We start from the raw sequence: 24,361 nt of genomic DNA on the forward strand, positions 1-24,361 counted from the left end.
ACCGACCCTAGCCGCCGCTTGTGCCCCCGCCATGACCCAGGACAGCCGTTTTCCCAATCTTTTCATCCTCGATCACCCGCTGATCCAGCACAAGCTCTCGCACATGCGCGACCGGGACACGTCCACGCGCACGTTCCGCGAATTGCTGCGCGAGATCACGCTGCTGATGGGCTACGAAATCACCCGCAATCTGCCGATGACCACGCGGCGTCTGACCACGCCGCTTGTCGAGATCGACGCGCCGGTGATCGCCGGCAAGAAGCTCGCGATCGTGCCCGTGCTGCGCGCGGGCATCGGCATGTCCGACGGATTGCTGGAACTCGTGCCGTCGGCGCGCGTCGGCCACATCGGCGTGTATCGCGCCGACGACCACCGGCCGGTCGAATACCTGGTGCGCCTGCCCGATCTGGAAGACCGCGTGTTCATTCTGTGCGACCCGATGGTCGCGACCGGCTATTCCGCCGTGCACGCCGTCGACGTGCTCAAGCGCCGCAACGTGGCCGCCGAGAACATCCTGTTTCTCGCGCTGGTTGCCGCGCCGGAAGGCGTGCAGGTGTTCCAGGACGCGCATCCGGACGTCAAGCTGTACGTGGCGTCGCTCGATTCGCATCTGAACGAGCATGCGTATATCGTGCCGGGCCTCGGCGACGCCGGCGACCGCTTGTTCGGCACCAAGAACTGACGTCTGTCGAAAAAATCGGCGCCGGGTTCCGATAACCTCGAATCGATGCCGCGAAGGCACACTTTTCGTGCAGTTTCAGGACACGCCGGGCGCTGCCGTCACCCGGCGGCGTGATAAAATTCGAATCCGCTCAAAGAGCGGCTCAGCGCACAACGCCGGGCGCAGCGCGGGTTCCGGCGCGTCATGCGCGCCAGCCGGGCAAGCCGGTGTGGAATGCGGCGCGCGAGCCGCGCCGCCTTGGGGTCGAACGCACCGCCGCGCTGGCCGGAGTCCGGCGCGGCCTCCGGCCAGTCCCGGCAAGGCACGGCCAGGCGGCACAACTGAGCACGGATTTGACGTCGAGGCGCGCCTTCATGAGCGCCCGGGAAACGCAACGACAATTGCACTATGCGTGCGCCCCGCTGGCGCGCGCGACGGAGAAAGGTATGGCGGGTCATTCGAAATGGGCCAACATCAAGCATAAGAAAGCAGCGGCCGACGCCAAGCGCGGCAAGGTCTGGACGCGGCTCATCAAGGAAATCCAGGTCGCGGCGCGCATGGGCGGCGGCGACATCGACTCGAACCCGCGTCTGCGGCTCGCCGTCGAAAAGGCGTACGACGCCAACATGCCGAAAGATAACGTCAACCGCGCGATCCAGCGCGGCGTGGGCGGCGTCGACGGCGCAAACTACGAAGAAATCCGCTACGAAGGCTACGGCATCGGCGGTGCGGCGGTGATCGTCGACACCATGACCGACAACCGCACGCGCACCGTCGCGGAAGTGCGTCACGCGTTCTCGAAGAACGGCGGCAACATGGGCACGGACGGCTCGGTGTCGTTCATGTTCGATCACGTCGGCCAGTTCCTGTTCGCGCCCGGCACGCCGGAAGACAAGCTGATGGAAGCCGCGCTCGAAGCCGGCGCCGACGACGTCGTCACGAACGAAGACGGCAGCACTGAAGTGCTGTGCCCGCCGAACGATTTCCCGAAGGTGAAGGCCGCGCTGGAAGCCGCGGGCTTCAAGGCCGAACTGGCCGAGGTCACGATGAAACCTCAGACGGAAGTCGAATTCACGGGCGAAGACGCCGTGAAAATGCAGAAGCTGCTCGACGCGCTGGAGAATCTGGACGACGTGCAGGAAGTCTATACAAACGCCGCGATCGCCGACGAATGAAGCCGCAAGCCGGCGCATCACGCTGCCGGCCGCTTCACGTTGCTGCTGAACGGGCGTAGCCGGCATGACGCGTTGGCGTCGTTGCCCGCCGCTTTCAACCGGGTTCGCCGTGCGCCGCGCCCGCCCACCGGGCGGCGAGCACGGCGAAACCCACCGTTATTGCACGGCTCGCCGCCCAATCGCGTGTGCGCCGTTTTTGGTTTTTAAAGTCTCGGGGATTCACATGAAGTTACTCGTCGTCGGTTCCGGCGGTCGCGAACATGCGCTCGCATGGAAGCTCGCGCAATCGCCGCGGGTCCAGCTCGTCTACGTGGCTCCCGGCAACGGCGGCACCGCTCAGGACGAGCGTCTGCGCAACGTCGACATTTCCGAGCCGTCAGCGCTCGCCGATTTCGTCGAGAAAGAACAGATCGCCTTCACGCTGGTCGGGCCGGAAGCGCCGCTCGCGGCGGGCATCGTCAATCTGTTCCGCTCGCGCGGTCTGAAGATTTTCGGGCCGACCAGAGAAGCCGCCCAGCTCGAAAGCTCGAAAGATTTCGCGAAGGCGTTCATGAAGCGCCATGCCATTCCGACCGCCGAATACGAAACCTTCGCCGACGTCGCCGCCGCGCACGCCTATCTCGATGCAAAGGGCGCGCCGATCGTGATCAAGGCCGACGGCCTCGCCGCCGGCAAGGGCGTGGTGGTCGCGCAAACGCTGGAAGAAGCACACGCCGCCGTCGACATGATGCTGTCGGACAACAAGCTCGGCGACGCCGGGGCGCGGGTCGTGATCGAGGAATTCCTCGCGGGCGAGGAAGCGAGCTTCATCGTGATGGTCGACGGCAAGCACGTGCTGCCGCTCGCGTCGAGCCAGGATCACAAGCGTCTGCTCGACGACGACCTGGGCCCGAACACCGGCGGCATGGGCGCCTACTCGCCCGCGCCGATCGTCACGCCGCAATTGCATGCGCGCGTGATGCGCGAAATCATCCTGCCCACCGTGCGCGGCATGGAGAAGGAAGGCATCCGCTACACCGGCTTCCTGTACGCGGGCCTGATGATCGACGCGCAAGGCAACCCGAAAACGCTCGAATTCAACTGCCGCATGGGCGACCCCGAGACGCAGCCGATCATGGCGCGTCTGAAGGGCGACTATTCGAAGGTGGTCGAGCAGGCCATCGCCGGCACGCTCGATACGGTCGAACTGGAGTGGGATCGCCGCACCGCGCTCGGCGTGGTGCTCGCCGCGCACAACTATCCGGACACGCCGCGCAAGGGCGACCGCATCAATGACATTCCCGCCGAAACCGCGGATTCGGTCACGTTCCACGCGGGCACCACGATCACGAACGGCAAGCTCGTCAGCTCGGGCGGCCGCGTGCTGTGCGTGGTCGGTCTGGCCGATTCGGTGCGCAGCGCGCAGTCGGTCGCGTATGAAACGATCAACCAGATTTCGTTCGACGGCATGCAGTACCGGCGTGACATCGGGTATCGCGCGCTGAACCGCAAGCACGACGCCAAGACGGAAGGCAAGCACTAAGGCCTGGCTAGCCGCGCACGGGCCAGCGCCGGCCCGTGCTGGCCTGCTCTGGTCCGTATGCGCGGCGCCAACGGCGCTACACTGCGGGTTTCGGGTTGGCAGCGGCGCTTCCGGCGCACGCGTGCCGCTGCAGGCGGCGCCCGGAGCGGCTTCGAAATTCGCGCCAGGGTGCCGTCGCGCGGCGCCGTCGAGCCTCGGCGCAAGCCGCCGGGCGGCTGGTAGCCGTAGTTGGCAACCGCAACCGCAGCCGGTAGCCGCAGTCGGCAACCCCAGCGGGCAACCGCAGCGGGCAACCGCAACCGGCCACGCGGCCGTGATTTGAGCAGCAGCATCCCCGAAATCCGGCGCGAATCTTCACGACGAACCTGCGGCACTCACCTGCCGCTCCCAGCACCCGCATTGATGACCGAATCGAGCTACGACGCACAAGCCGTGCGCACCTGGCTGCAAGGCCTGCAAACGCATATCGCCGACACGTTGGGCGCATTCGACGGCACGCCCTTCGCCACGGACACCTGGCAGCGCGCGCCCGGCGAAAAGCTGCGCGGCGGCGGCTGCACGCGGATTCTGGAAGGCGGCCGGTTCTTCGAGCGCGCGGGCATCGGCTTTTCGGATGTCGCCGGCGAAGCGCTGCCGGGCTCCGCGAGCGCCGCGCGGCCGCAATTGGCCGGACGCGGTTTCGAAGCGATGGGCGTGTCGCTCGTGCTGCATCCGCACAATCCGCACTGCCCGACCGTGCACATGAATGTGCGTCTGCTCGTCGCGACCAAGGCGGGCGAAGCGCCGGTGTTCTGGTTCGGCGGCGGCATGGATCTGACGCCGTACTACGGCTACGAGGAAGACGCGCAGCATTTTCACCGCACCTGCCGCGACGCGCTCCAGCCTTACGGCGCGGAGCTGTACCCGAGTTTCAAGCGCTGGTGCGACGAGTATTTTTTCCTGAAGCACAGGAACGAGCCGCGCGGCATCGGCGGGATTTTTTTCGACGATTTCTCGGCGCCGGGCTTCGATCAATCGTTCGCGATGCTGAAAAGCGTGGGCGAGGGATTCCTCAAAGCGTACCTGCCGATCATCGAAAAGCGCCGCAACATTCCGTACGGCCAGGCCGAGCGCGATTTCCAGGCGTACCGGCGCGGGCGCTACGTCGAGTTCAATCTCGTCTTCGACCGTGGCACACTGTTTGGGCTGCAGAGCGGCGGACGCACCGAATCGATCCTGATGTCGATGCCGCCTGTGGTGAACTGGCGCTATGACTGGCATCCCGAACCGGGCACGCCGGAAGCGCGCCTCTATAGCGATTTTCTCGTGCCGCGCGAGTGGGTGTGACGGGCCGTGACAGCCGTCAGGGCCGCACCGCCGCACACGTGGCGACGACAAAGGAACTTCACCTGAAGCCGAACGCTCATCCCGTTGCGCTGCCTCGCCGGATCGGTTTGCTCGGCGGCACTTTCGACCCGATCCACGACGGCCACCTCGCGCTCGCGCGGCGTTTCGCCCACGTGCTGCACCTGACCGAACTGGTGCTGCTGCCGGCCGGCCAGCCCTGGCAGAAAGCCGACGTGTCGCCGGCCGTGCATCGTCTCGCCATGACGCGCGCGGCGGCGAGCGAACTGAAGCTGCCGGGCGTCACGGTGCGCGTCGCGACCGACGAAATCCACCACGAAGGTCCGACGTACACTGTCGATACGCTGCAGCGCTGGCGCGAACGCGAAGGCAACGACGCTTCCATTGCATTGCTGATCGGCGCGGATCAGCTGGTGCATCTCGACACATGGCGCGACTGGCGGCGCCTGTTCGACTTCGCGCACATCTGCGCGGCCACGCGGCCCGGTTTCGATCTCGCGTCGATTCCGGCCGAACTCGCGCGGGAAATCGACGCGCGCCGCGCCGGCGCGGACGTTCTGCAAGCCACGCCGTGCGGCCACTTGCTGATCGACACCACGCTCGCGTTCAACGTCTCGGCCACCGACATTCGCGCGCATCTGCGCGAACAGGTGAGCCAGCGGCTCGCCCACGTGGGTGGCGAACTTCAGGATCAGGCCGCAAGCCATGTCCCCACCGCGGTGTGGGACTACATTCTTCAACATCATCTGTACCACCGGTAACCCCATGGATATTCGCAAACTGCAACGCGTGATCGTCGACGCTCTCGAAGACGTCAAGGCGCAAGACATCAAGGTTTTCAACACCAGCCACCTGACCGCGCTGTTCGATCGCGTGATCGTCGCGAGCGGCACGTCGAACCGGCAAACCAAGGCGCTGGCCTCCAGCGTGCGCGAAGGCGTGAAGGAAGCCGGCGGCGACATCGTCAGCACCGAGGGCGAGGACATCGGCGAATGGGTGCTGGTGGATTGCGGCGACGCGATCGTCCATATCTTGCAACCGGCGCTGCGCCAGTACTACAACCTCGAGGAAATCTGGGGCGACAAGCCGGTGCGCCTGAAGCTGTCCACGCCCGATCCGTTCGGCGGCGCCCGTTCGAGCGAACCCGACGAGGAAGACGAGGACGAAGACGCGCCCGCCGCCAAGAAGCCGGCGCGCAAGACGGCCGCGCGCCGCAAGTGAGCGGCGTTGCGCGTTAGAAGTTCGCGAGCGGATCGGTAGAAGCGTCCATGAAACTGCATATTCTCGCCGTCGGTCACAAGATGCCCGACTGGATCGCGACGGGCTTCGACGAATACGCGAAGCGCATGCCGCCCGAGCTGCGCATCGAGTTGCGCGAGATCAAGCCGGAACAACGTTCGTCGGGCCGTCCGGCGGAAAGCGTGATGGCCGCCGAGCGTCTGAAAATCGAAGCCGCGTTGCCGAAGAACGCGCGCATCGTCGCGCTCGACGAACGCGGCAAGGACTGGACCACGATGCAGCTTGCCGGTGCCCTGCCCGGCTGGCAGCAGGACAGCCGCGACGTCGCGTTTCTGATTGGCGGCGCCGACGGTCTCGATCCCGAACTGAAGGCGCGCGCCGACATGCTGCTGCGCGTGTCGAGCCTCACCTTGCCGCACGCCATGGTGCGCGTGCTGCTGGCCGAACAGCTTTACCGCGCGTGGACCATTACGCAGAATCATCCGTATCATCGCGCGTGAGCGAGCGCGGGCGGAGGCACGGCGCGCTCAGCGCCGGGCGCTTTCTTGCCGCGCTTTCGTGGCGCGCGTTCGACTCGTCGTCCAGACTGCTTTTGCGCGCGATTCCTGACGCGCCGCCCGACGCCTCGCCGGTTCGCCGCGCGCTCATGCCATCCGTTTCAACGAGACCTCTTCATGTCCACGTCCGCCGCCTCGCTGCATCCGTTCGTCTATCTGGCGTCGCAAAGTCCACGCCGTCAGGAGTTGTTGCAACAGATCGGCGCGCGCTTCGAACTGCTGTTGCCGCGCCCCGATGAAGACGCCGAAGCGCTCGAAGCCGAATTGCCCGGCGAGCGCGCGCGCGACTATGTGCAACGCGTCTGCGTGGCCAAAGCGCGCGCGGCGCGCGCACGCCTCGTCGCCGGCGATCATATTGCGCGGCCGATTCTGGTTGCGGATACAACCGTCACCGTCGACGACGCGATTCTCGGCAAGCCGCTCGACGCCGACGACGCCGTCGCGATGCTCACGCGGCTCGCGGGCCGCGCGCACGAAGTGCTGACCGCCGTTGCCGTGGTCGATGCGAACGGCGAGTTATTGCCGGCCGCGCTGTCCGTGTCGAAGGTGCGCTTTGCTGCGCTGCACGCAGACGCGATCCGCCGCTATGCCGCGAGCGGCGAGCCGCTCGGCAAGGCAGGCGCCTACGGCGTGCAGGGGCGCGCCGCGGAGTTTATCGAACATATCGACGGGTCCTATTCAGGTATCATGGGTTTGCCGCTTTTTGAAACCGCGGCTCTCCTGCGTGCAGCGCGCATCGACTTCTAGAACAACACCATGAATGAAGAAATCCTGATCAATGTCACGCCGCAGGAAACGCGCGTCGCGCTCGTCCAGCAAGGCGCCGTCCAGGAACTTCACGTCGAAAGAACGCTGTCGCGCGGGCGCGTCGGCAATGTGTATCTCGGCAAGGTCGTGCGCGTGCTGCCGGGCATGCAGTCGGCGTTTATCGACATCGGTCTCGAACGCGCCGCGTTTTTGCACGTAGCCGACATCTGGCACCCGCGCCTTGCCGGCGAGCCGCAGCATCAAACGCCGCATCAGCCGATCGAAAAAATCGTGTTCGAAGGTCAGACGCTGATGGTGCAGGTCGTGAAAGATCCGATCGGCACCAAGGGCGCGCGGCTGTCCACGCAAGTGAGCATTGCCGGGCGCACGCTCGTGTATCTGCCGCAGGAACCGCATATCGGCATTTCGCAGAAAATCGAAAGCGAAGCCGAACGCGAAGCGGTGCGCGCGCGTCTGACCGCCGTGCTGCCCGCCGATGAAAAAGGCGGCTACATCGTGCGCACCATTGCCGAAGATGCAACGAGCGAGGAACTGGCCGCCGACGTCGCCTATCTGCGCAAGACGTGGGCAACAATTCTGTCGCAAGGCCAGCGCATGCCGCCCACGAGCCTGCTGTATCAGGATCTGAATCTCGCGCAACGCGTGCTGCGCGATTTCGTCAACGACGAAACGTCGCGCATTCAGGTCGACTCGCGCGAGACCTATCAGATGCTCGCCGATTTCGCGGCCGAATTCACGCCGGCCGTCTCGGCGAAATTGCATCACTACACGGGCGAGCGGCCGCTTTTCGATCTGTACAACATCGAGTCGGAGATTCAGCGCGCGCTGTCGCGGCGCGTCGATCTCAAGTCGGGCGGCTATCTCGTGATCGACCAGACCGAAGCGATGACCACCATCGACGTGAATACGGGCGGCTACGTCGGCGCGCGCAATTTCGACGACACCATCTTCAAGACGAACCTCGAAGCGGCGCACACCATTGCGCGTCAACTGCGGCTGCGGAATCTGGGCGGCGTGATCATCATCGACTTCATCGATATGGAAAACGCCGAGCATCGCGACCAGGTGCTCGGCGAATTGAAGAAGGCGCTCTCGCGCGACCGCACGCGCGTGACCGTGAATGGTTTCTCGCAACTCGGGCTCGTGGAAATGACGCGCAAACGCACGCGCGAATCGCTTGCGCATGTGTTGTGCGAGCCGTGCCCGGTTTGCCAGGGCAAGGGACAAGTGAAGACGCCCCGTACCGTGTGCTACGACGTGCTGCGCGAAATTCTGCGCGAGTCGCGGCAGTTCAATCCGCGCGAGTTTCGCGTGGTCGCGTCGCAGCAGGTGATCGATCTGTTTCTGGAAGAAGAGTCGCAGCATCTGGCGATGCTGATCGACTTCATTGGCAAGCCGGTGTCGTTGCAGGTGGAATCGAATTTGAGTCAGGAGCAATACGACATTGTGCTGATGTAGGCTCACACCTGACTCAACGGCCCCAACAGATTGCGCAGCCCCGAGGCCGTCACCGGCCGCGAAAACCAGAACCCCTGCGCCTCGTCGCAGCCGAGCGCCAGCAGTTGCGCGGCCTGTTCCGGCGTTTCGACGCCCTCGGCGGTCACGCGCAGCTTCAGCGCATGCGCCATCGCGATGATCGCGCCGACCAGCGCCATGCACTGCGGATCGCTCCCCATGCGCGTCACGAACGAGCGGTCGATCTTCAGCCGGTTCAACGGAAAACGCGTCAGATACGCGAGGCTCGAATAGCCGGTGCCAAAGTCGTCGACGGCCACTTCCACGCCTAGTTCGCGCAGCGCGTGCAGCGTTTGCAGCGCCTGTTCGGTGTCGCCTAGCAGCACGCCTTCGGTAATTTCCACTTCGAGGTAGGACGGATCGAGCGCGGCATGCTCAAGCGCCTCGCGGATCGTCTCGAACAGATCGGGCCGCTGGAACTGCTGTGGCGACACATTGATCGCGACGCGCGGCAGGCTGCCTGCGAGCCGCAACAGTTTGCCCGCCTCGCGGCACGCGGTGCGAATCACCCACTCGCCGATCTGTTCGATCAGCCCCGATTCCTCGGCGACCGGCACGAACTCCGCCGGACTGATCATGCCGCGCAGCGGATGATTCCAGCGCAGCAGCGTTTCCACTTGCGCAATGCGCCCATTCGCGAGCGTCACCTGCGGCTGATACACGAGATGCAACTGCTGACGCTCCAGCGCTTCGCGCAGCATCGTCTCGATCTGGAAGCGGCGCGCCGCCTGTCCTTCGAGCGCGGTCGAAAAACGCCGCACCGCATTGCCGCTCACCGCCGCGGCCGCCGAAAGCGCCACGCCCGCACGGCGCATCAGCGTGGGCGTGTCGCCGCCGTCGTCGGGATACGCGACGATGCCGATGCTCGCGGTGATGTTCAGCGCCGTGCCCGCGTAGTCGATCGATTCGGCGATGCGGCCGAGCGCCTCGGCGGCGAATGCATCGGCTGCGGAGCCGGTTTCGTTGATCAGCAACGCGAACTGCGCGCCGCCGATCGACGCGATCGTGCCGTCGTTCGGAAACAGGCCGCGCAGCCGCTCGCCGACAATCTGCAACACCAGCTCGGCCGCGTTCAGGCCGAGCGCGTCGCGCAGTTTGCGCAAGTGATCGAGTTCGGCGATCAGCACGGTAAATGCGCTGCGATTGCGCTGGCAGCGCGCGATGGTGAGTTCCAGACGTTCGGTGAAAAGCGTCTGATTCGGCAGACGCGTCACGCCGTCATGATGCGAGACATACCAGAGGCGCGCTTCGGATTGCGCATAACGCGTCATGTCCACGACCGTGCCGACGTAACGCGCCGCGCTCGCGCGATGCCCGGATGCGGTGGGTAACGCCAACAACGCCGGCAGCGGCGACAGCGCCAGCAGCACGCGCAGCGGCGTGCCGCTGCGTCGCAGATAAGTCCATTCGCCCTCGTAGCGAGCGCCTATCGCCGCCAATGCCGGCCATTCGGCGCGGCGTTTCGCCAGCTCGGCCGGATCGTGCAGCGACTCGAAGCTGCGCCGGCCGATCATTTCTTCGGCCGTCAATCCCGTGAGTTTTTCGAGCGCGGCATTGACGGACTCGAACGTGCCGTTGCCGTCGCAAACGAACATGCCGAAGGGCGCCGCCGCGAGAACGGCGTCGCGCGGCGGCATCGCGGCAGAGGCAGGATCTTGCATCGCGCCGGCCTTGTTTTTCGGAGTTGTCGGCGACTGTGCCGGCGATTGGGTGGGCGACTACAGCGGCGCGCGCGGCAGCGCTGCTTCGATGAACACCGCGCACAGCGCTTCCATGCCCTTCGCGTCTTCTTCGTCGAAGCGCGCGGGGATCGGGCTATCGACATCCCACACGCCGATCAGCGTGCCGTCGGGCGCGACGAGCGGCACCACGATTTCGGATTGCGACGCCGAATCGCACGCGATATGACCGGGAAACTCGTGCACGTCGCGCACGACCTGGGTCTGACGCGTTTGCGCCGCCGTGCCGCACACGCCTTTGCCGAGCGCGATCCGCACGCACGCCGGTTTGCCCTGGAAAGGCCCGACCACGAGTTCGTGGCCGTCGTGAAAGTAGAAGCCGGCCCAGTTCAGATCGCTCAGCGAATGAAAAACGAACGACGAGAAATTCGCCGCGTTGGCGATCCAGTCGGTTTCGTCGGCGAGAAGCGCGCGGGCTTGCGCGACGAGTTCTTCGTAATGCGCGCCCTTGGGCAAATGCGAGGCGGAGGAAACTTCGAACATGAGGGGTCCGTGATGAAAGCGGAAAGTGGAGCGACAAAGTGGCCAGTGTAAAGCAAGCGGTTGTCCGCTTCAGCCTGGCGCCGCCGCTAAGACGCGCCTAGGACGCGCCTGTAGCGCGACCATCACTCCACGCCGACGATCACGCTCGACGCCTTGAAGATCGCCGTGGCCGCCTTGCCTGCTGCGAGACCCAGACGCTCGGCGCTTTCGTTGGTCACGATGGCCGCGATCTGCGCGCTGCCCGCGCCGATCACGACTTCGGAATTCACCGCGCCTTTCGTGACCGCCGACACCGTGCCCGCGATGCAGTTGCGCGCCGACACCTGGTTCTTCGATACGTCGAGCATCACGATGATCGACGAAGCCTTGACCAGCGCAAAGGCCTTCTTGCTCGCCGCAAGGCCGAGTGTCGTGGCGCTGCCGTGCGTGATGATCGCGACGATCTCGAGGCCGTCCGCCGTGCGCAGCGTGACCTCGTCGTTGACGGCGCCCGGCTTGACCTGAACCACTTCGCCGGCGAATTGATTGCGTGCGCTCGTTTGCATGTCGTGCTCCTTCGTAGTCGGTTTAAAAATGCTCGAAGCATGGGCGTGGCGAATCGCTCAAGTTTAATGCAGCGCGCGACGCGTGCTGCCCATTTCCGTGCGACGCCGTATCATCGTGGCCTTGGACTTTCTTTGCCGAACTCATGCCTGTAGCCGTCCCTTCCCGCTTTGCCCGCGCGTGGCCCACCGCATGGCGCGCCTCGGCGCTCTGCGCTCTGTTCGCGGCCTGCGCGGCGCTCGCCGCGTGCAGCAGCCTGTCGCAGACACACGGCGCGCGCGCGGCCGCCGACACGATCGCGCTCTTTCCGCTCGGCGCCTATGACCAGAACGTCGATCACTGGCTGAAACCCGACAGCCCCGGCTATGACCGGCCGTTCCTGAATCCCGCCGACCAGCAGGCGCACTTCACCGCGCTGTACGCGCGTTACTTCGGCACCGGCGCGAGCGCGCCCTCGCCATGGAATTCCGCGTATGTGCAGACGCGCGTCTATCGTCAGCAAGGCGCGGACATCGCCGCGCTGCAACAGCGGCGCATCGCGCGGTTCGACAATTCTGACAAGAGCGGCGCGGCCGTCGGTTATGGCGAGAATTTCCGTCCGCACGACAAGGCGTGGATCGACGCCATCGCGCGCAACATGAACGTCGCGCAATTTACCGTGGCGCCCGTCTATCAGCCGGCGCGACGCGCGATTGCCACGACCAATCTGATGGTGCGCGAACTGCCGACCATCGACCCGTCGTTCTACGACCACCGTCTCGCCGGCGAGGGCTATCCGTTCGACAACCTGCAGATCTCGGCCGCGCGCCCCGGCACGCCGCTGTATGTGCTGGGCGAGAGCGCGGACGGCGCGTGGCGTTACGTGCAGACGCCGGATGTGCAGGGCTGGGTGCGCAGCGACGGCGTCGGCATGGCGAGCGAGCGTTTTGTCGATACATGGCGAGCCGCGAGCGCGAAGTCGCTCGGCGCGGTGATCGTGGCCTCGGCGCCGGTGCGCGACAGCCGCGGCGTGTTTCGCTTCGACGCGCCGGCGGGGACGTTGCTGCCGCTGGTGTCGGGGGGATCGGCGGTGGCGGGCACGGCGGCGCACGCTGCCAACGCCACGCACGCGGCGCACGCAAACGCAAACGCAAACGCCAACGCCCAAGCCAACGCAAGCGACCCCGGCGTGGCGGCCGACGCCTCTACGCCGCGCGAAGTCCTCGTACCCGCACGCGATGCGGAAGGTCAGGCGCTCGTCCGCCCAGCCGAACTCGGCGACGCGCAAATCGCGCCGATGCCGCTCGCCGCCACACCGCGCCATCTCGCGATGCTGATGAAAATGCTGATCGGCCGGCCTTACGGCTGGGGCAACAGCGGCTTGTACAACGACTGTTCGTCGGAGTTGCAGAGCATCTTCGCGGCTTTCGGCGTATGGCTGCCGCGCCATTCGTCCACGCAGATGAACGCCGGGCGCATGATCGATCTGTCCGGCTCCACGCCCCCGCAACGGCTCGACTATCTGGCTCAGCACGGCGAGCCGCTGCGCACGCTGATCTACATCGGCGGACATGTGATGCTTTACATCGGCAATACGACGCGCAACGGCGTCGCGGTGCCGGTCGTCTATCAGGATGTGTGGGGGCTGCGCCCGGCCGACAACAGCCGGCGCGCGGTGATCGGCGGCTCGGTGATTCTGCCGCTCTTCGAGCACATTCCCGAAGACGCGACGCTGCAATCCCTTGCGGGCACGCCGACTTTCCAGATCAGCATTCTGGGCGCCACGGCCGGCGCGGCGGCGCCGTCGCCGGGTTCCACGCCCGCCGCCCCCGCCGACGAAGACAATCCCGCGGGCTGAGCGCCAACAGCAGGCGCGCGCGGGCTCGAAAATATTTTTTTCGGAGTGTCGATCCGGCGGCCACGTACTCGTCGTAACGTTGAAGGCCCGGCTGAAACAGCCGGACCTTCTATCCACGAACCTGTTACTTCAAGGAGTCGCCGTCATGACGAGCCCCGCTGTCAAACCGATCCCGGACGGGATGCACTCGCTCACGCCGTACCTGATCTGCGTGAACGCCGCGGAAGCCATCGCGTTCTATACGAAAGCCTTCAACGCCGTCGAACAATTCCGCCTGCCTGGGCCCGGCGGCAAGATCATGCACGCGTGCCTGAAAATCGGCGATTCGATGCTGATGCTCACCGACGAATGGCCCGATCACCAGGTGTTCGGCCCGAATCACCTGCAAGGCACGCCGGTGACGATCCATCACTACGTCGAAGATGTCGACGCCAGTTTCGAGCAGGCCGTGAAGGCCGGCGCGACCGTCAAGATGCCTGTCGCCGATATGTTCTGGGGCGACCGCTACGGCCAGTTGAAGGACCCGTTCGGCCATAGCTGGTCATTGGCCACGCACAAGCGCGATCTGAGCGTCGAGCAGATCCAGCAAGCCATGGCCGCGATGAAGTAACGCTGGCCGTCCGCGAAAAACGGAGGAGATCGTCATGCAAAAGATTGCGCCGTGCCTGTGGTTCGACGGCGATGCGGAAGAAGCGGCACGCTTCTATACGTCCGTGTTTTCCGATTCGCGGATTGCCACCACGCTGCATTACGCCGACGCGGGCCCCGGCCCGAAGGGCGACGTGCTGGCTATCACGTTCGAAATCGAAGGCCAGGAATTCATGGCGCTCAACGGTGGCCCGCAATATCCGTTCACTCCGGCGATCTCGCTCTTCGTGCATTGCCGTTCGCAGGAAGAAATCGACAGCTATTGGGCGAAGCTCTGCGACGGCGGCACGCCGTGGCAATGCGGCTGGCTGCAGGACCGGTTCGGCGTGTCGTGGCAGATCGCGCCCGATGCGCTCATGACGATGCTGCGCGATCCCGACAGCGCGAAAGCGAGCCGCGTGATGCAGGCCATGATGAAGATGGTGAAACTCGATCTTGCGGAGTTGGAGCGGGCGTATCGCGGGGAGTAGCCATATAGTCTGGTCGCCTGGCGGCGGGAAAGTTACCCACAGAATCCGTTCATAAATCTGTGCATAACTATCCCGCAATCTCCGCAAGTCATTGACGCACTAACCGCTTTTCGCGAAGACGCCGCAGTTGGGCACGTTCAAGCCGCTGCCGCTTGCGGCATCGCGTCGGACTGTTCGCCGCCCAATGCATCGAGCAGATCGCCCAGCATGCGGTCGAGTTCCGCGGTCATCAGCGTGACGTCGGAGTCGAAGCGTTCGTCGTCGTTCTGCGCGCTCGGATCGCTGGCTTCTTTCAGCACGTCGAGCGGCGCGATGCGCTTGATCGTCAACGAAGGCGTGAGCACGAACGACACGCGGTCGTTCCACGTCATGGCGAGCCGCATGCATTGCTTGCCGCCCTCGATATGACGGCGCATATCTTCGGCATCCAAAGCATGTCCGACGTAACGCACCGTCGCGTTGCCTTCCGTCGGCGAGCGCAGTTCCGTGTCCTGATCGACGGTGAAACCGGCGGGCCCTTCCCCGGAAAGCAGCCAATCGGTCATGGCCGCGACCGGCGATTGCGTGACGCGCACCGTGCCGAGCGGCAACTGATCGATCGACTTCACCAGCAGGCCGCGCACTTCGTCGGCAACCGCTTGCGAGCCCGCGTCGATCACGAGCCAACCGTGGCGGCAGTCGATCCACACGCGCGTATCGCGGCGAATGCTGAAGGCGCGCGGCAGCAGTTCGTCGGTGACCTGCTCCTTGAGTTCGCGCATCTGCTTGCGGCCGGGTTTGAAACCCTGCTGCTCTTCCAGGTCGGCGGCGCGCGCCTTCGTCACCTGCGTGACGACCGATGCCGGCAGCAGCTTCTTTTCCGCGCGAAACGTGAGCAGCATCTGGCCGTTCAGCGCGTAGACGAGCGAATCGTTATCGCGCGGCGACGCCCAGCCGTGGCTTTTCATCTCGATCGTATTGCCAGGTGCGAAGGCGTGCGGCGCAAGCCACTTTTCCATTTGTTCCGCGGTGACGGACCACGGGGCGGGAAGACGGTGAAGCTGTAGGTTTTTGAACCACATGGGCGAGGTGTCTAACGGGCAAAGCGCGTCATTTTATATGACAGCGCGAACCGCGCGACGGCCTATGCCGATTGGCCGATGTCCGCTAGCGCTTGTCGGAACATTGGATGGCAAGCGTAGTGGTTTTGCCGTATCCGCGTGCGAGCGCGATACCCGATGAAATCACCTAGACTTTTCGATATACGCGACGAAGACGGAGGCGGCTATGGCCGACGAAACCGCACCCTGGCAAATGGTCGAATACGAGGGCTTCGAGATTCACGTAGCGCCCACGCAAATAAACGCATCAGACGACGCACATGCGCCAAGCGCGGCGGATATGCGCTACACGTACGTGGGCTACGTCTGTCATCCGGGCGCCGACCCGTCGATTCCCGGGCATGTGGTGCCCTTCCACGCGGACGGCGAGGAAAGTTTCGCGACGAGAGACGACGCGCTGTACGAAGGCGTGCATGTGGGCCGCAGCATCGTCGAGGGCACGCATCCAGATTTGACGGTGCTGCCACTGGTCACAGGCGGGGTTTGACGCGCGCGGACGCGCGAGACGTTGCGAGTCGGCACTCGCGCATCGGCGCAGACGGTCTAGCCGCCTCAGCCCAGCGCCCGCTTGATACGCGATTTGAGCAGCGCGCGCCGCAGAGCGCCGGTGCGCTCGGGATCGCTCACCGCGGGGCCACCCACCACCGCCGTGCCGCGCCGCAGGAAGTAGCGGTCGAAGGTGGCTTGCGTCATGCCCCATTTGTTGAGGAACTGACGGCGGCCGTCGTTTTTCACGATCTTGCCCGTGCTCTTTTGCTGGAAGTGATAAACGAGACTGTCGCCGACGCCGAGGAACACGCGGCAGCCGGCGTCCCAGAGCTTCATCGAAAAATCGTTGTCGCTGCTCATGCCGGGGCTCAGCTCACTGCTATAGCCGCCCACCTTGTGCCACCAGTCGCGATGCACGAGCGTGGGCGGCCACGTGGCGCCGCGCCAGTCGGCGCGCACGAGCTTCGGCGTCGCGGCAACCAGTTCGTCGGCCCGGAAATTCTCGACGTCGCGGCCGTAGTTCTGCACGACCACGCAGGGATTGCCGGAGTCGACCGGTTCGATCATCGTGCCTGACAGCATGAACAGGTTGTCCGCCGGCATCTGCGCGAGGCGTTTCACAAGCGCGTCGTCCCAGCCGGGGCAGCAGTACATGTCGTCGTTCATGTAGACGATGTAGTCGCGCGTGGCGCGCGCCGCCGCGATATTCACCGCGTGACAGATGCCGATATTGCCCGGCGACGCCGTGTGTTCGAGCCCCTCGTCGCGGACCCAGGCCAAGGTACCGTCCGAGCCGTCGTTGACGTGCACGATGATCTGATGCGAGTGCGTCGAATGGCGCCGCAAGCTTTCGATCACGAGGCGCAGGTAAGGCAGATTGTTCCAGGTCGGGATGATGATTGAGAACATCGAGTCGGTCCGTTGGGCTGGGTGCGGGCGCGGTTCTGTCCGCGCGCCGGCCATGAGTTTGGCGGGGATTGTACCGTCCGCGCCCGTCCGCCCGGCAAATGCGGCGATAAGGGACTTTAGGCGGCGTTGCGCCGCGCGCGTTCGCGCAAGCGGCGGCCAGGTGCAGACGCGGCCCAACACGAGGTTCTTACCGAGTGTGCCAGCAAGCATTTTGCAAGGCGGCGCACGGTTATAATTCCGATCGCCCTGCCGTCTTAAAAACAACGCAATGATGGAACCGGCCCTTCGCAGTTCCATCCGGAACGGTAGTGTTAATACAACTTGTCGCCCTATGATTTTTGCACCCAGTCTGCTCTGGCTCACCACCGCTCTGCTGTTTCTGGCGCCCGCGGTCAATCTCGTGTGGCGCGGCGGCACCGGTTATTGTTTCTTCGCAATTCTCGCTCTGGCGCTGGGCGCTGCCGTCGCGAACCGACGTGTGCCGGGCTATTTTTCGGGCTTGCGCAGTTACCCGTGGTTCACTGCCGGGATGCTGGCGTTTATCGTCGGCATCGGCATTCAGCAACTGCTGTTCGGCTACTGGCTGCCTCGTCAATTCGACGCGCTGTCGCGCTTCGTGCTAGCGCTGCCCATCTTTCTGCTGTTGCGGCAGTTGCCCTCACGGCAGCTTCGGATAATTGGCTGGGGCTGTGCGGCCGGCGCGCTTGCCGTGGGCATCTGGGCGGTGATCGACCAGCCCGTCGGCGGCTGGACCGATGCGAATCGTCTGAATAATTCCTACACGAATGCCATTCCATTTGGCGATACGGCTTTGCTGCTGGCGTTTTTGTCGGTGTTCACGCTTGGCTGGGATGGTCCACGCGACTGGCTCGTCGCCGGCGCGCGCCTCGTCGCGCTGGCAGCGGGCGGCTACGCGTCGTATCTGTCGGGCACGCGCGGAGGCTGGCTGGCGCTGCCCGTGTTCGTGGTGCTGCTCGGCATGCAGTATCAATGGTTCGCGCATCGCAAGCGACTCCTCGTCGCCACGCTCGCGATCGTGATTGCGGGCGGCGCGCTGCTTTCCACGGAACGTATTCAGAAACGTATAAGCCAGGTAACCACCGATTTCTCGATGCTGCACCAAGGCAAGGACTACACCTCCGTGGGCTTGCGCTTACAGTTGTGGGACGCTTCGCGCATGATCTTTACGCATCATCCGATTTACGGTGTCGGCAAAGGCCACCTCGCGAACGAACTCGGCACGATGGCCAAACACGGCGAAGTGAAAAGCGAGATCGTCAACGAGCGCGCGCATAGCGACTTTTTCTCGACGCTCGCCGAAATGGGCGCGGTCGGCGTGGCGTGCCTGCTGCTTTTCTACTATGGAAGCTCGGTGTACTTCTGGCGCCACCGGCGCTCGGCCGATGCGGCGATTCGCGCCGCCTCCTATGCGGGGCTGGCGGTAGCGTCGAGCACGGTGATCTTCGGGCTGACCATCGACGTGCTCGTGCCAATCATGGTGACCGTGCTGCTCGCGCTGCTGAGTGCGACCTTTCTCGCCGTGATCGACGCGCGCAAGCGCGAATTGCGCGAGGCCGAAGCCTTGGCGCCCGGCACGTCAGACGGAGCGCGTGCCGCTGCGCATGAATAGCGCGTAAAGCGCGGCGACGTGGGCATCGACGCCCGGGTCGTAGACGAGATTCGCCAGCGGATCGGCAATCCTCGCGCGGCCTTGCCGCACCCGCTCGACCGCTTCCTGAATGGCGCGCTCGAAACTTCCCGCCGACTGCCGCGAGAACTCGATCTTCGCGGCGCCCGTCACGGTTTCCGCCGAGCCGACGTTGTCGGCGATCACAAGCGGCGTGCCGCACATGACCGATTCCACGCCGACGAGCCCGAACGGCTCGTACGCCGACGCGACCACGGTGAAATCCGCCGCCGCGAAGAGCTTCCCGATCTCGTTGCAGTAACCGACGTAGCGAATCGTGTCGCTGGTTTTCGGCACCGGCCGGCCAGCGACCGCGAGACACACCGGCAGCGTGGTCTGCGAGAAGAAGGCCTCCAGCAGCGGATAGCCTTTGCGTTCATGGCTGGTCGACGAAAACACGAAAATCACGCGGTCTTCGGGCAGGTGAAAGTGCCGGCGCACGGCCACGCGCGCGTCCTCGGAGAGCGGCTGGAAGCGTTCCGTGTCGACCGGCGGATAAATCACGTCGATGCGCTCGGCCAGCACGCCGTAAAAACGCTGCAACTCGCGGCTCATCAATTGCGAATGCGCGACGATCGAACGCGCCTGCGTGTAGACGCGCCGCTCCAGCTCGATCTGCCATACGTCGCTGCGGCGCGCCGCGCGGCCCGCCGCTTCCAGCGAGCCCGGATGCGTGCCCCCGCACAACGCGACGTCGGCATGCGTCGAGTGATTGATCGAAAAAACGCACGCGGGACGGCGGCGTTTCAGGCGCTGCTTCAGACGCCAGTCGAATGCGAGATTGCGCAGCTTGCGCGGCGCCCAGCGCACGCTCAGCGGCCTCGCGTCGACCCAGGCGGCCTCGGGCAGCGCGCGGTCGATTTCGCGTGCATAAAGCGTGGGCCGCACGCCCATCCGATGCAAACCGGCGATCACGTCGCGCGTGTAGCGTTCGGCGCCGCCACTGTTTTTCAGCGCCTGCGCGGTCAGCGCGATGTCGGTGAGGGTTGGGTGAATCGGCTCGGACAAGGATCGGGTCTCGGTGAGGCGCAGCGGCGGCAAAAAGCGTCGCGCGCGCCAGTTTTCGGGGCAGCGGCAATTGTAAAGGATGCGTGTGGGCGATCCGCGGGACGCCGCTACGCCACCGATGCACCACCGATGCGCCACCGTTGTGTTGCGATGCGTTGCCGATGCGTTGCCGTTTCGTCGCGGTTGTCCTGTCACCGATTAGAATCGAGCCCAACCGCACCTTTGCCGACTTCATGACCGCCAGCCCGTCGTCCCCCTCTTCCTTTGCAGCGCCGGCCGCGGAACGCCCGCTGGTGTCGATTCTGCTGATCGCATACAACCAGCAGCAGCAGATCGCCGACGCCGTGCACGGCGCGCTCGCGCAGACCTATCAGCCGCTCGAAATCATCATTTCCGACGACGCCTCCCGCGACGCCACCTTCGCCGCCATTGAAAAAGCCGTCCAGGGCTACGACGGCCCGCATCGCGTGATCGTGCGCCGCAACGCGGCCAATCAGGGCATCAGCGCCCACCTGTCACAACTCGCGCAGATGGCGAACGGCGAGCTGCTGTTCGTTGCCGCCGGCGACGATATTTCGCTGCCGACCCGCTGTGAGCGCGTGGTCGATTTCTGGCTCGCGCGCGACCGGCAGCCGGACCTGATCGCCACGGATCTCGCCGACATGGACGAAGCCGGTGAAATCCACGAACGCGTGAGCCCGACCGAACTGGACCGCTATCGCAGCTTCGACGACTGGCTGAACACGCGCCCGTGGCTGGTCGGCGCGGCGCATACGTGGTCGCGGCGGCTTGTCGAGCGCTTCGGGCCGATGCTGCCGGGCGCCGCCGCCGAAGATCAGATCATGGTGCTGCGCGCGATTCTCTCAGGCGGCGCGGCGAGCCTGCGCGAGCCGCTCGTGCGCTACCGGCGCGGCGGCCTGTCGCGCAAGCGCCGTTATGCATCGGTCGATGAACTCATCGCCCGCATGCGGCAAAGCAACCGTTACGGACTCGTGGAACTCGCGCAATTGCAGCGCGACGCGGAGATTGCCGGCGTCGGCGAACGGATGCGCGCGGCGATGGCGCCCAAGCTCGCCCGCGAACAGTTCATTCACGCGATGTTCGAGGCCCGCAGCCTCGGCGAACGCGCGGGATTGCTCGCGCGCAGTGCCGAAGTCAAGGTGGGGCTGCGCATCCGCATGTTTCTGTATGCGAGCTGTCCAGCGGTTTATGCGCCGGGGCTGTGGCTGAAGCGGGCGTTGCGGAAGAACCGCCGGTAAGGAAAGCCTGAGAAAGTCTCAGCAAGTCTCAAGAAGCGCTGCGCGGCGCGCGACGCCGACGGCGCAGCCGCTGACCGAATGACGGGCAATGACCGTCCACGCCGAAGCTGAGCACGCTTTTGCGCAGCCGCCGCATCATCTTCAATGCGCGCACGAAGGTCTCGCCGGTGTGGCTGATCATGACGAATTCGATTGCGCCGCGCCAATTTTCGATGCCGCGCGAAAACGCGTGCATGTCTTCGCGGGCGTCGGCCGGCAGTTCCGCGCCGAAGCGGCGCGCGAACAGGCGGATCTGATCGGCGATGCCGTCGATCTGACGGCGCCGGCTCGCGCCCCGCCGCTCGGCCGCGGCCGCGCCGCATTCGCCGCGCGCGGCGCTCGTTGGCCGCTGGTTGGTCGCGCTCGCGCCGACCGCGTTGCGCTCGTGTTGCCGATATTTCAGATGCGGCGCGGCCACGTGACGAATCTCGCCGAACGACGCGACGACCATCGCGAGCCACCAGTCATGCATGACGATGCCCGCCGGAAACGGCAACGCGCGGTCGAGCGTCGCGCGATTCACCAGCATCGCGCAGCCCGGCACGTGGTTGCTCAGCAGAAAATCCCGCAGACGCTCGGCGCGGCGCGACTTCGCGGTGATGTCGAAGAGCGACTTCGACAGGCAGCACAGTGACGCGTCCACCAGTTCGATATCGCAGAACGCCAGGGCGGATGTGGTTTGACCCCGCCTCGCTTCGACTTGCCGCAGCTCGCGCATCAGATCCGTCACCTTTTCCGGCGCCCACACGTCGTCCTGATCGGCGAGCGCGATGTACTCGCCACGACAGCCCGCGAGCGCGCGCTCGAAGTTGCGCACGATGCCCACGCGCTCGCCGCTTGCCACGAGCCGCACCGGAACGCGGCCGGTGTAGGCGGCGAGCAGCTCGGGCGTGCCGTCGGTGGAAGCGTCGTCGGAAACCACCACTTCGAGATTCGCCCAGCTTTGCGCCTCCAGCGAAGCCAGCAACTCCGGCAGATAGGTTCGGCCGTTATATGTCGCCAGTGCGATGGAAACGAGCGGTTCGCTGGAGATGTCGTCGGGGTGCATGTATTGAGGAATTTCCGTCGCGCGGAATGGTGACGGCCGTCAGAATGCTGTCAATGTAGGAAAAGCGCAAACAAAATGCGTCGAAAACACAACACTGCCCGGCAAAACCGACTAAACGGGCCGTTGTGAAGGATCTGTAAGGGAGCGTCGCGGAGCGGGGACGGACCAGCGCGGCCTTGTGTTACCGAGGGGTCGTGTTGTGAGGCGAGGCCGGGACATGCCGAATGCCGGAGTTGGTGTCGGATGCGGCTGGAACACAAGCGGCCGGGGCGGTCCGCGCCGCCCCTTCCGATCAAACCACGACCCGGCTTCTCGCCACCTCAGGCCGCGTTCTGCTGAAACTGAATGCGATGCAGATGCGCGTACAGCCCGTTGTGCGTCAGCAGTTCGCGATGGCTGCCGCTCTCGGCGATGTGCCCTGCTTCCATCACGAGAATCCGGTTCGCGCGCTCGATGGTCGACAAACGGTGGGCGATGACGAGCGTCGTGCGGCCCTTCATCAGCGTTTCGAGCGCGGCCTGGACATGGCGCTCGGACTCCGAATCCAGCGCCGACGTGGCTTCGTCGAGAATCAAAATGGGCGCGTCCTTGTAGATGGCGCGCGCAATCGCGAGACGCTGCCGCTGGCCGCCCGACAGCATCATGCCGTTATCGCCCACGAGCGTGTCGATGCCGTTGGGCATGGCCTCGACCGTGTCCCACAGATTGGCCGCCCGCAACGCGGCTTCGACCTTGTCGCGCTCGGCGGTCTGGCCGTACGCGACGTTGTTGGCCACGGTGTCGTTAAAAAGCACGACGTCCTGGCTCACCATCGCGATCTGGCTGCGCAGCGCGTGCAGGTCATAGTCGGCGAGCGGCACGCCGTCCACGAGAATCTCGCCGCCGCTCGGATCGAAAAAGCGCGGCAGCAGATTCACAAGTGTGGTCTTGCCGCTGCCCGACGGGCCCGCGAGCGCGACCATTTCGCCCGGCGCGACCTTGAACGACACCTGGTCCAGCGTATGGCGGTTGTGCGTGGCATTAGTGGCGTACACGAACGAGACGTTGCGAAACTCCACTTCGCCGCGCGCGCGTTCGAGCGGTTTGCCGCCGCCCGCCGGCTCCGCCGGTTCGTCGATGAGACCGAAGATCAGCTCGGCCGCCGTCATGCCGCGCTGCAGCGGCTGGTTGACGTCCATGAGGTGCTTGAGCGGCGAAATGATCAGCAGCATGGACGTGACGAAGGCGACAAAGCCGCCCACGGTGGTCTGATCCGACGACGACTGCACCACCGCGATCGTGATCACCACGGCGAGCGCGATCGACGCGAGAAACTGCGTCAGCGGCTGCGCCAGGCCGCCGGAAACCGTCATGCGCATGGCGTAGCCGCGCAGGCGCCGGCTCATCGACGTAAAGCGGTCGATCTCATACTGCTCGCCGTTGTGCACCTTGACGACCTTGTAGCCGCCCACCGTTTCCTCGACGATATAGGACAGCTCGTTGGTCAGCAGTTGATGCTCGCGGTTCAGGCGCCGCAGACGCCGGTTGATCTTGCCGACCAGCCAGCCGATGCCCGGCAGCAACACCGCGACGATCAGCGTCAAACGCCAGTTCAGATAGAACAGATAGCCGAGCAGGAAGATCACAGTGAGCGAGTCGCGCACCAGCGTCACCATCACGCTCAACAGCACGTTGAGAATCTGGTTGACCTCGAAGACGATCGCATTGATCACGGTACTCGCGGTTTCGCGCTGAAAAAACGCGACGCTCGTATGGATCATGCGGTTGAACATCTTCAGGCGCAGTTCCAGCAGAATCTTGTTGGACACGTACGCAAGCAGATAGGCGGACGCGTATTGCGACACGCCGCGCACCAGCGCGAGGCCGATCACCGCGACCGGCACGAACCAGGCGGCCTTGTTGCTCGCGTGCGCGCCGAACCCTTTGTCGAGCAGCGGTTTGAGCAGCGCGGGAATGGCGGCGTCGGTGGCAGCGCTCACGCCCATCGCCACGATCGCCCCGATGACGACCCAAAGCAGCGGCTTGATGAACGGCCACAGTCGCCGGAAGACGACGGAAGGCGACGACGCCTCACCTGAACCGATGGGTTTGCTTAAAGTTGGCTTCGCGCTCAAGGAATCCTCTGGGAATGCGGGACGAAGTTCGCGCCGGCAAGCCGTTGCCCGTTGCGCGAAGATCGAAAAGCTGCATTGTAAACGGTTGACGTCGACGCCCGGCTGACGTTTTGGCGCGACGTTCAGTGTGCATCCGGTGCGAAATCTGGTGAACAGGGAAGGATCGGGCGGCCTGGGTATACTTGCGCGACTCGTTGCGCGAGTCGT

General features: G+C 64.9%; 24 protein-coding genes. 16 read left to right on the forward strand and 8 right to left on the reverse strand.

Annotated elements, in window-relative coordinates:
* Positions 1 to 31: 31 nt before the first annotated feature.
* From upp to rng, 9 genes are all read left to right on the forward strand, one after another.
* Complete coding sequence (gene upp, locus VOM14_RS15530; protein ID WP_327629604.1) at positions 32 to 682, forward strand: uracil phosphoribosyltransferase; 651 nt, start codon at positions 32 to 34, stop codon at positions 680 to 682.
* Between the two features lie 425 nt (positions 683 to 1,107).
* Positions 1,108 to 1,836 (forward strand): YebC/PmpR family DNA-binding transcriptional regulator, encoded by a 729-nt coding sequence (locus VOM14_RS15535; RefSeq protein ID WP_327629937.1) that lies wholly within the window; start codon positions 1,108 to 1,110, stop codon positions 1,834 to 1,836.
* 223 nt (positions 1,837 to 2,059) lie between these two features.
* Positions 2,060 to 3,358, forward strand: coding sequence for a phosphoribosylamine--glycine ligase (purD, locus tag VOM14_RS15540; RefSeq protein WP_327629605.1), 1,299 nt, complete (start codon positions 2,060 to 2,062; stop codon positions 3,356 to 3,358).
* A gap of 402 nt (positions 3,359 to 3,760) precedes the next feature.
* Positions 3,761 to 4,684 carry an oxygen-dependent coproporphyrinogen oxidase gene (hemF, locus tag VOM14_RS15545; protein ID WP_327629606.1) on the forward strand — a complete coding sequence of 308 codons (924 nt, stop codon included), beginning with the start codon at positions 3,761 to 3,763 and terminating at the stop codon, positions 4,682 to 4,684.
* 38 nt (positions 4,685 to 4,722) lie between these two features.
* A complete protein-coding gene (locus VOM14_RS15550) occupies positions 4,723 to 5,463 on the forward strand; it encodes a nicotinate-nucleotide adenylyltransferase (RefSeq protein WP_327629607.1) in 741 nt (246 codons plus the stop codon).
* Positions 5,464 to 5,467: 4 nt separating this feature from the next.
* Positions 5,468 to 5,923: a ribosome silencing factor gene (rsfS, locus tag VOM14_RS15555; protein WP_327629608.1), complete on the forward strand. Its 456-nt coding sequence runs from the start codon at positions 5,468 to 5,470 to the stop codon at positions 5,921 to 5,923.
* A 47-nt stretch (positions 5,924 to 5,970) separates the two neighbouring features.
* Positions 5,971 to 6,441 carry a 23S rRNA (pseudouridine(1915)-N(3))-methyltransferase RlmH gene (rlmH, locus tag VOM14_RS15560; protein ID WP_327629609.1) on the forward strand — a complete coding sequence of 157 codons (471 nt, stop codon included), beginning with the start codon at positions 5,971 to 5,973 and terminating at the stop codon, positions 6,439 to 6,441.
* 174 nt (positions 6,442 to 6,615) lie between these two features.
* Positions 6,616 to 7,245, forward strand: coding sequence for a Maf family protein (locus VOM14_RS15565; protein ID WP_327629610.1), 630 nt, complete (start codon positions 6,616 to 6,618; stop codon positions 7,243 to 7,245).
* A gap of 9 nt (positions 7,246 to 7,254) precedes the next feature.
* The gene (gene rng, locus VOM14_RS15570; protein ID WP_327629611.1) at positions 7,255 to 8,724 is read left to right on the forward strand and encodes a ribonuclease G; all 1,470 of its coding nucleotides are present in this window, start codon (positions 7,255 to 7,257) and stop codon (positions 8,722 to 8,724) included.
* Positions 8,725 to 8,726: 2 nt separating this feature from the next.
* On the opposite strand, the gene VOM14_RS15575 is transcribed toward rng, so the two are convergent.
* The 3 genes from VOM14_RS15575 to VOM14_RS15585 all read right to left on the reverse strand — a co-directional run bounded on the left by VOM14_RS15575 (position 8,727) and on the right by VOM14_RS15585 (position 11,548).
* Positions 8,727 to 10,442: an EAL domain-containing protein gene (locus VOM14_RS15575; protein ID WP_327629612.1), complete on the reverse strand. Its 1,716-nt coding sequence runs from the start codon at positions 10,440 to 10,442 to the stop codon at positions 8,727 to 8,729.
* A gap of 57 nt (positions 10,443 to 10,499) precedes the next feature.
* A complete protein-coding gene (locus tag VOM14_RS15580) occupies positions 10,500 to 11,003 on the reverse strand; it encodes a GAF domain-containing protein (protein ID WP_327629613.1) in 504 nt (167 codons plus the stop codon).
* A gap of 122 nt (positions 11,004 to 11,125) precedes the next feature.
* Complete coding sequence (locus VOM14_RS15585) at positions 11,126 to 11,548, reverse strand: TOBE domain-containing protein (protein ID WP_327629614.1); 423 nt, start codon at positions 11,546 to 11,548, stop codon at positions 11,126 to 11,128.
* Positions 11,549 to 11,691: 143 nt separating this feature from the next.
* On the opposite strand from VOM14_RS15585, the gene VOM14_RS15590 reads away from it, so the two are divergent.
* The 3 genes from VOM14_RS15590 to VOM14_RS15600 all read left to right on the forward strand — a co-directional run bounded on the left by VOM14_RS15590 (position 11,692) and on the right by VOM14_RS15600 (position 14,501).
* A complete protein-coding gene (locus VOM14_RS15590) occupies positions 11,692 to 13,383 on the forward strand; it encodes an SH3 domain-containing C40 family peptidase (RefSeq protein ID WP_327629615.1) in 1,692 nt (563 codons plus the stop codon).
* 145 nt (positions 13,384 to 13,528) lie between these two features.
* Complete coding sequence (locus tag VOM14_RS15595) at positions 13,529 to 13,993, forward strand: VOC family protein (RefSeq protein ID WP_327629616.1); 465 nt, start codon at positions 13,529 to 13,531, stop codon at positions 13,991 to 13,993.
* 34 nt (positions 13,994 to 14,027) lie between these two features.
* A complete protein-coding gene (locus VOM14_RS15600; RefSeq protein WP_327629617.1) occupies positions 14,028 to 14,501 on the forward strand; it encodes a VOC family protein in 474 nt (157 codons plus the stop codon).
* Positions 14,502 to 14,638: 137 nt separating this feature from the next.
* Here the strand turns inward: VOM14_RS15600 and VOM14_RS15605 are convergent, their stop codons facing one another.
* Positions 14,639 to 15,562 (reverse strand): recombination-associated protein RdgC, encoded by a 924-nt coding sequence (locus VOM14_RS15605; protein ID WP_327629618.1) that lies wholly within the window; start codon positions 15,560 to 15,562, stop codon positions 14,639 to 14,641.
* A 205-nt stretch (positions 15,563 to 15,767) separates the two neighbouring features.
* Here VOM14_RS15605 and VOM14_RS15610 point away from each other — a divergent pair, with 205 nt between their 5' ends.
* Entirely contained in the window at positions 15,768 to 16,088 is a 321-nt protein-coding gene (locus VOM14_RS15610; protein WP_327629619.1) for a hypothetical protein, read from the forward strand.
* A gap of 65 nt (positions 16,089 to 16,153) precedes the next feature.
* Here VOM14_RS15610 and VOM14_RS15615 read toward each other — a convergent pair whose 3' ends face one another.
* Positions 16,154 to 16,999 (reverse strand): glycosyltransferase family 2 protein, encoded by an 846-nt coding sequence (locus VOM14_RS15615; protein ID WP_327629620.1) that lies wholly within the window; start codon positions 16,997 to 16,999, stop codon positions 16,154 to 16,156.
* 331 nt (positions 17,000 to 17,330) lie between these two features.
* Between VOM14_RS15615 and VOM14_RS15620 the strand changes: the two genes are divergently transcribed.
* Entirely contained in the window at positions 17,331 to 18,629 is a 1,299-nt protein-coding gene (locus VOM14_RS15620) for an O-antigen ligase family protein (protein WP_327629621.1), read from the forward strand.
* Here VOM14_RS15620 and VOM14_RS15625 read toward each other — a convergent pair.
* Positions 18,597 to 19,694, reverse strand: coding sequence for a glycosyltransferase family 4 protein (locus VOM14_RS15625; protein WP_327629622.1), 1,098 nt, complete (start codon positions 19,692 to 19,694; stop codon positions 18,597 to 18,599). The genes VOM14_RS15620 and VOM14_RS15625 overlap by 33 nt on opposite strands.
* A gap of 233 nt (positions 19,695 to 19,927) precedes the next feature.
* Between VOM14_RS15625 and VOM14_RS15630 the strand changes: the two genes are divergently transcribed.
* Positions 19,928 to 20,953: a glycosyltransferase gene (locus VOM14_RS15630; RefSeq protein WP_327629623.1), complete on the forward strand. Its 1,026-nt coding sequence runs from the start codon at positions 19,928 to 19,930 to the stop codon at positions 20,951 to 20,953.
* 28 nt (positions 20,954 to 20,981) lie between these two features.
* Here the strand turns inward: VOM14_RS15630 and VOM14_RS15635 are convergent, their stop codons facing one another.
* Complete coding sequence (locus VOM14_RS15635) at positions 20,982 to 22,040, reverse strand: glycosyltransferase family 2 protein (protein ID WP_327629624.1); 1,059 nt, start codon at positions 22,038 to 22,040, stop codon at positions 20,982 to 20,984.
* Positions 22,041 to 22,360: 320 nt separating this feature from the next.
* Positions 22,361 to 24,124 (reverse strand): lipid A export permease/ATP-binding protein MsbA, encoded by a 1,764-nt coding sequence (gene msbA, locus VOM14_RS15640; protein ID WP_327629938.1) that lies wholly within the window; start codon positions 24,122 to 24,124, stop codon positions 22,361 to 22,363.
* On the opposite strand from msbA, the gene VOM14_RS15645 reads away from it, so the two are divergent.
* A complete protein-coding gene (locus VOM14_RS15645) occupies positions 24,042 to 24,260 on the forward strand; it encodes a hypothetical protein (RefSeq protein WP_327629951.1) in 219 nt (72 codons plus the stop codon). The genes msbA and VOM14_RS15645 overlap by 83 nt on opposite strands.
* Positions 24,261 to 24,361 lie beyond the last annotated feature (101 nt).

The sequence above is a fragment of the Paraburkholderia sp. MPAMCS5 genome, assembly GCF_036016995.1.
Classification (GTDB): Bacteria; Pseudomonadota; Gammaproteobacteria; order Burkholderiales; family Burkholderiaceae; genus Paraburkholderia.

Coding starts and splice junctions, on each gene's coding strand:
- hemF (WP_327629606.1), top strand. CDS start 3,761: ATGACCGAATCGAGCTACGACGCACAAGCCGTGCGCACCTGGCTGCAA.
- VOM14_RS15600 (WP_327629617.1), top strand. CDS start 14,028: ATGCAAAAGATTGCGCCGTGCCTGTGGTTCGACGGCGATGCGGAAGAA.
- rsfS (WP_327629608.1), top strand. CDS start 5,468: ATGGATATTCGCAAACTGCAACGCGTGATCGTCGACGCTCTCGAAGAC.
- VOM14_RS15565 (WP_327629610.1), top strand. CDS start 6,616: ATGTCCACGTCCGCCGCCTCGCTGCATCCGTTCGTCTATCTGGCGTCG.
- rng (WP_327629611.1), top strand. CDS start 7,255: ATGAATGAAGAAATCCTGATCAATGTCACGCCGCAGGAAACGCGCGTC.
- VOM14_RS15610 (WP_327629619.1), top strand. CDS start 15,768: ATGGCCGACGAAACCGCACCCTGGCAAATGGTCGAATACGAGGGCTTC.
- VOM14_RS15635 (WP_327629624.1), bottom strand. CDS start 22,040: ATGCACCCCGACGACATCTCCAGCGAACCGCTCGTTTCCATCGCACTG.
- VOM14_RS15595 (WP_327629616.1), top strand. CDS start 13,529: ATGACGAGCCCCGCTGTCAAACCGATCCCGGACGGGATGCACTCGCTC.
- VOM14_RS15605 (WP_327629618.1), bottom strand. CDS start 15,562: ATGTGGTTCAAAAACCTACAGCTTCACCGTCTTCCCGCCCCGTGGTCC.
- VOM14_RS15630 (WP_327629623.1), top strand. CDS start 19,928: ATGACCGCCAGCCCGTCGTCCCCCTCTTCCTTTGCAGCGCCGGCCGCG.
- VOM14_RS15590 (WP_327629615.1), top strand. CDS start 11,692: ATGCCTGTAGCCGTCCCTTCCCGCTTTGCCCGCGCGTGGCCCACCGCA.
- VOM14_RS15580 (WP_327629613.1), bottom strand. CDS start 11,003: ATGTTCGAAGTTTCCTCCGCCTCGCATTTGCCCAAGGGCGCGCATTAC.
- VOM14_RS15575 (WP_327629612.1), bottom strand. CDS start 10,442: ATGCAAGATCCTGCCTCTGCCGCGATGCCGCCGCGCGACGCCGTTCTC.
- VOM14_RS15615 (WP_327629620.1), bottom strand. CDS start 16,999: ATGTTCTCAATCATCATCCCGACCTGGAACAATCTGCCTTACCTGCGC.
- VOM14_RS15585 (WP_327629614.1), bottom strand. CDS start 11,548: ATGCAAACGAGCGCACGCAATCAATTCGCCGGCGAAGTGGTTCAGGTC.
- rlmH (WP_327629609.1), top strand. CDS start 5,971: ATGAAACTGCATATTCTCGCCGTCGGTCACAAGATGCCCGACTGGATC.
- VOM14_RS15645 (WP_327629951.1), top strand. CDS start 24,042: ATGACGACCCAAAGCAGCGGCTTGATGAACGGCCACAGTCGCCGGAAG.
- VOM14_RS15620 (WP_327629621.1), top strand. CDS start 17,331: ATGATTTTTGCACCCAGTCTGCTCTGGCTCACCACCGCTCTGCTGTTT.
- purD (WP_327629605.1), top strand. CDS start 2,060: ATGAAGTTACTCGTCGTCGGTTCCGGCGGTCGCGAACATGCGCTCGCA.
- upp (WP_327629604.1), top strand. CDS start 32: ATGACCCAGGACAGCCGTTTTCCCAATCTTTTCATCCTCGATCACCCG.
- VOM14_RS15535 (WP_327629937.1), top strand. CDS start 1,108: ATGGCGGGTCATTCGAAATGGGCCAACATCAAGCATAAGAAAGCAGCG.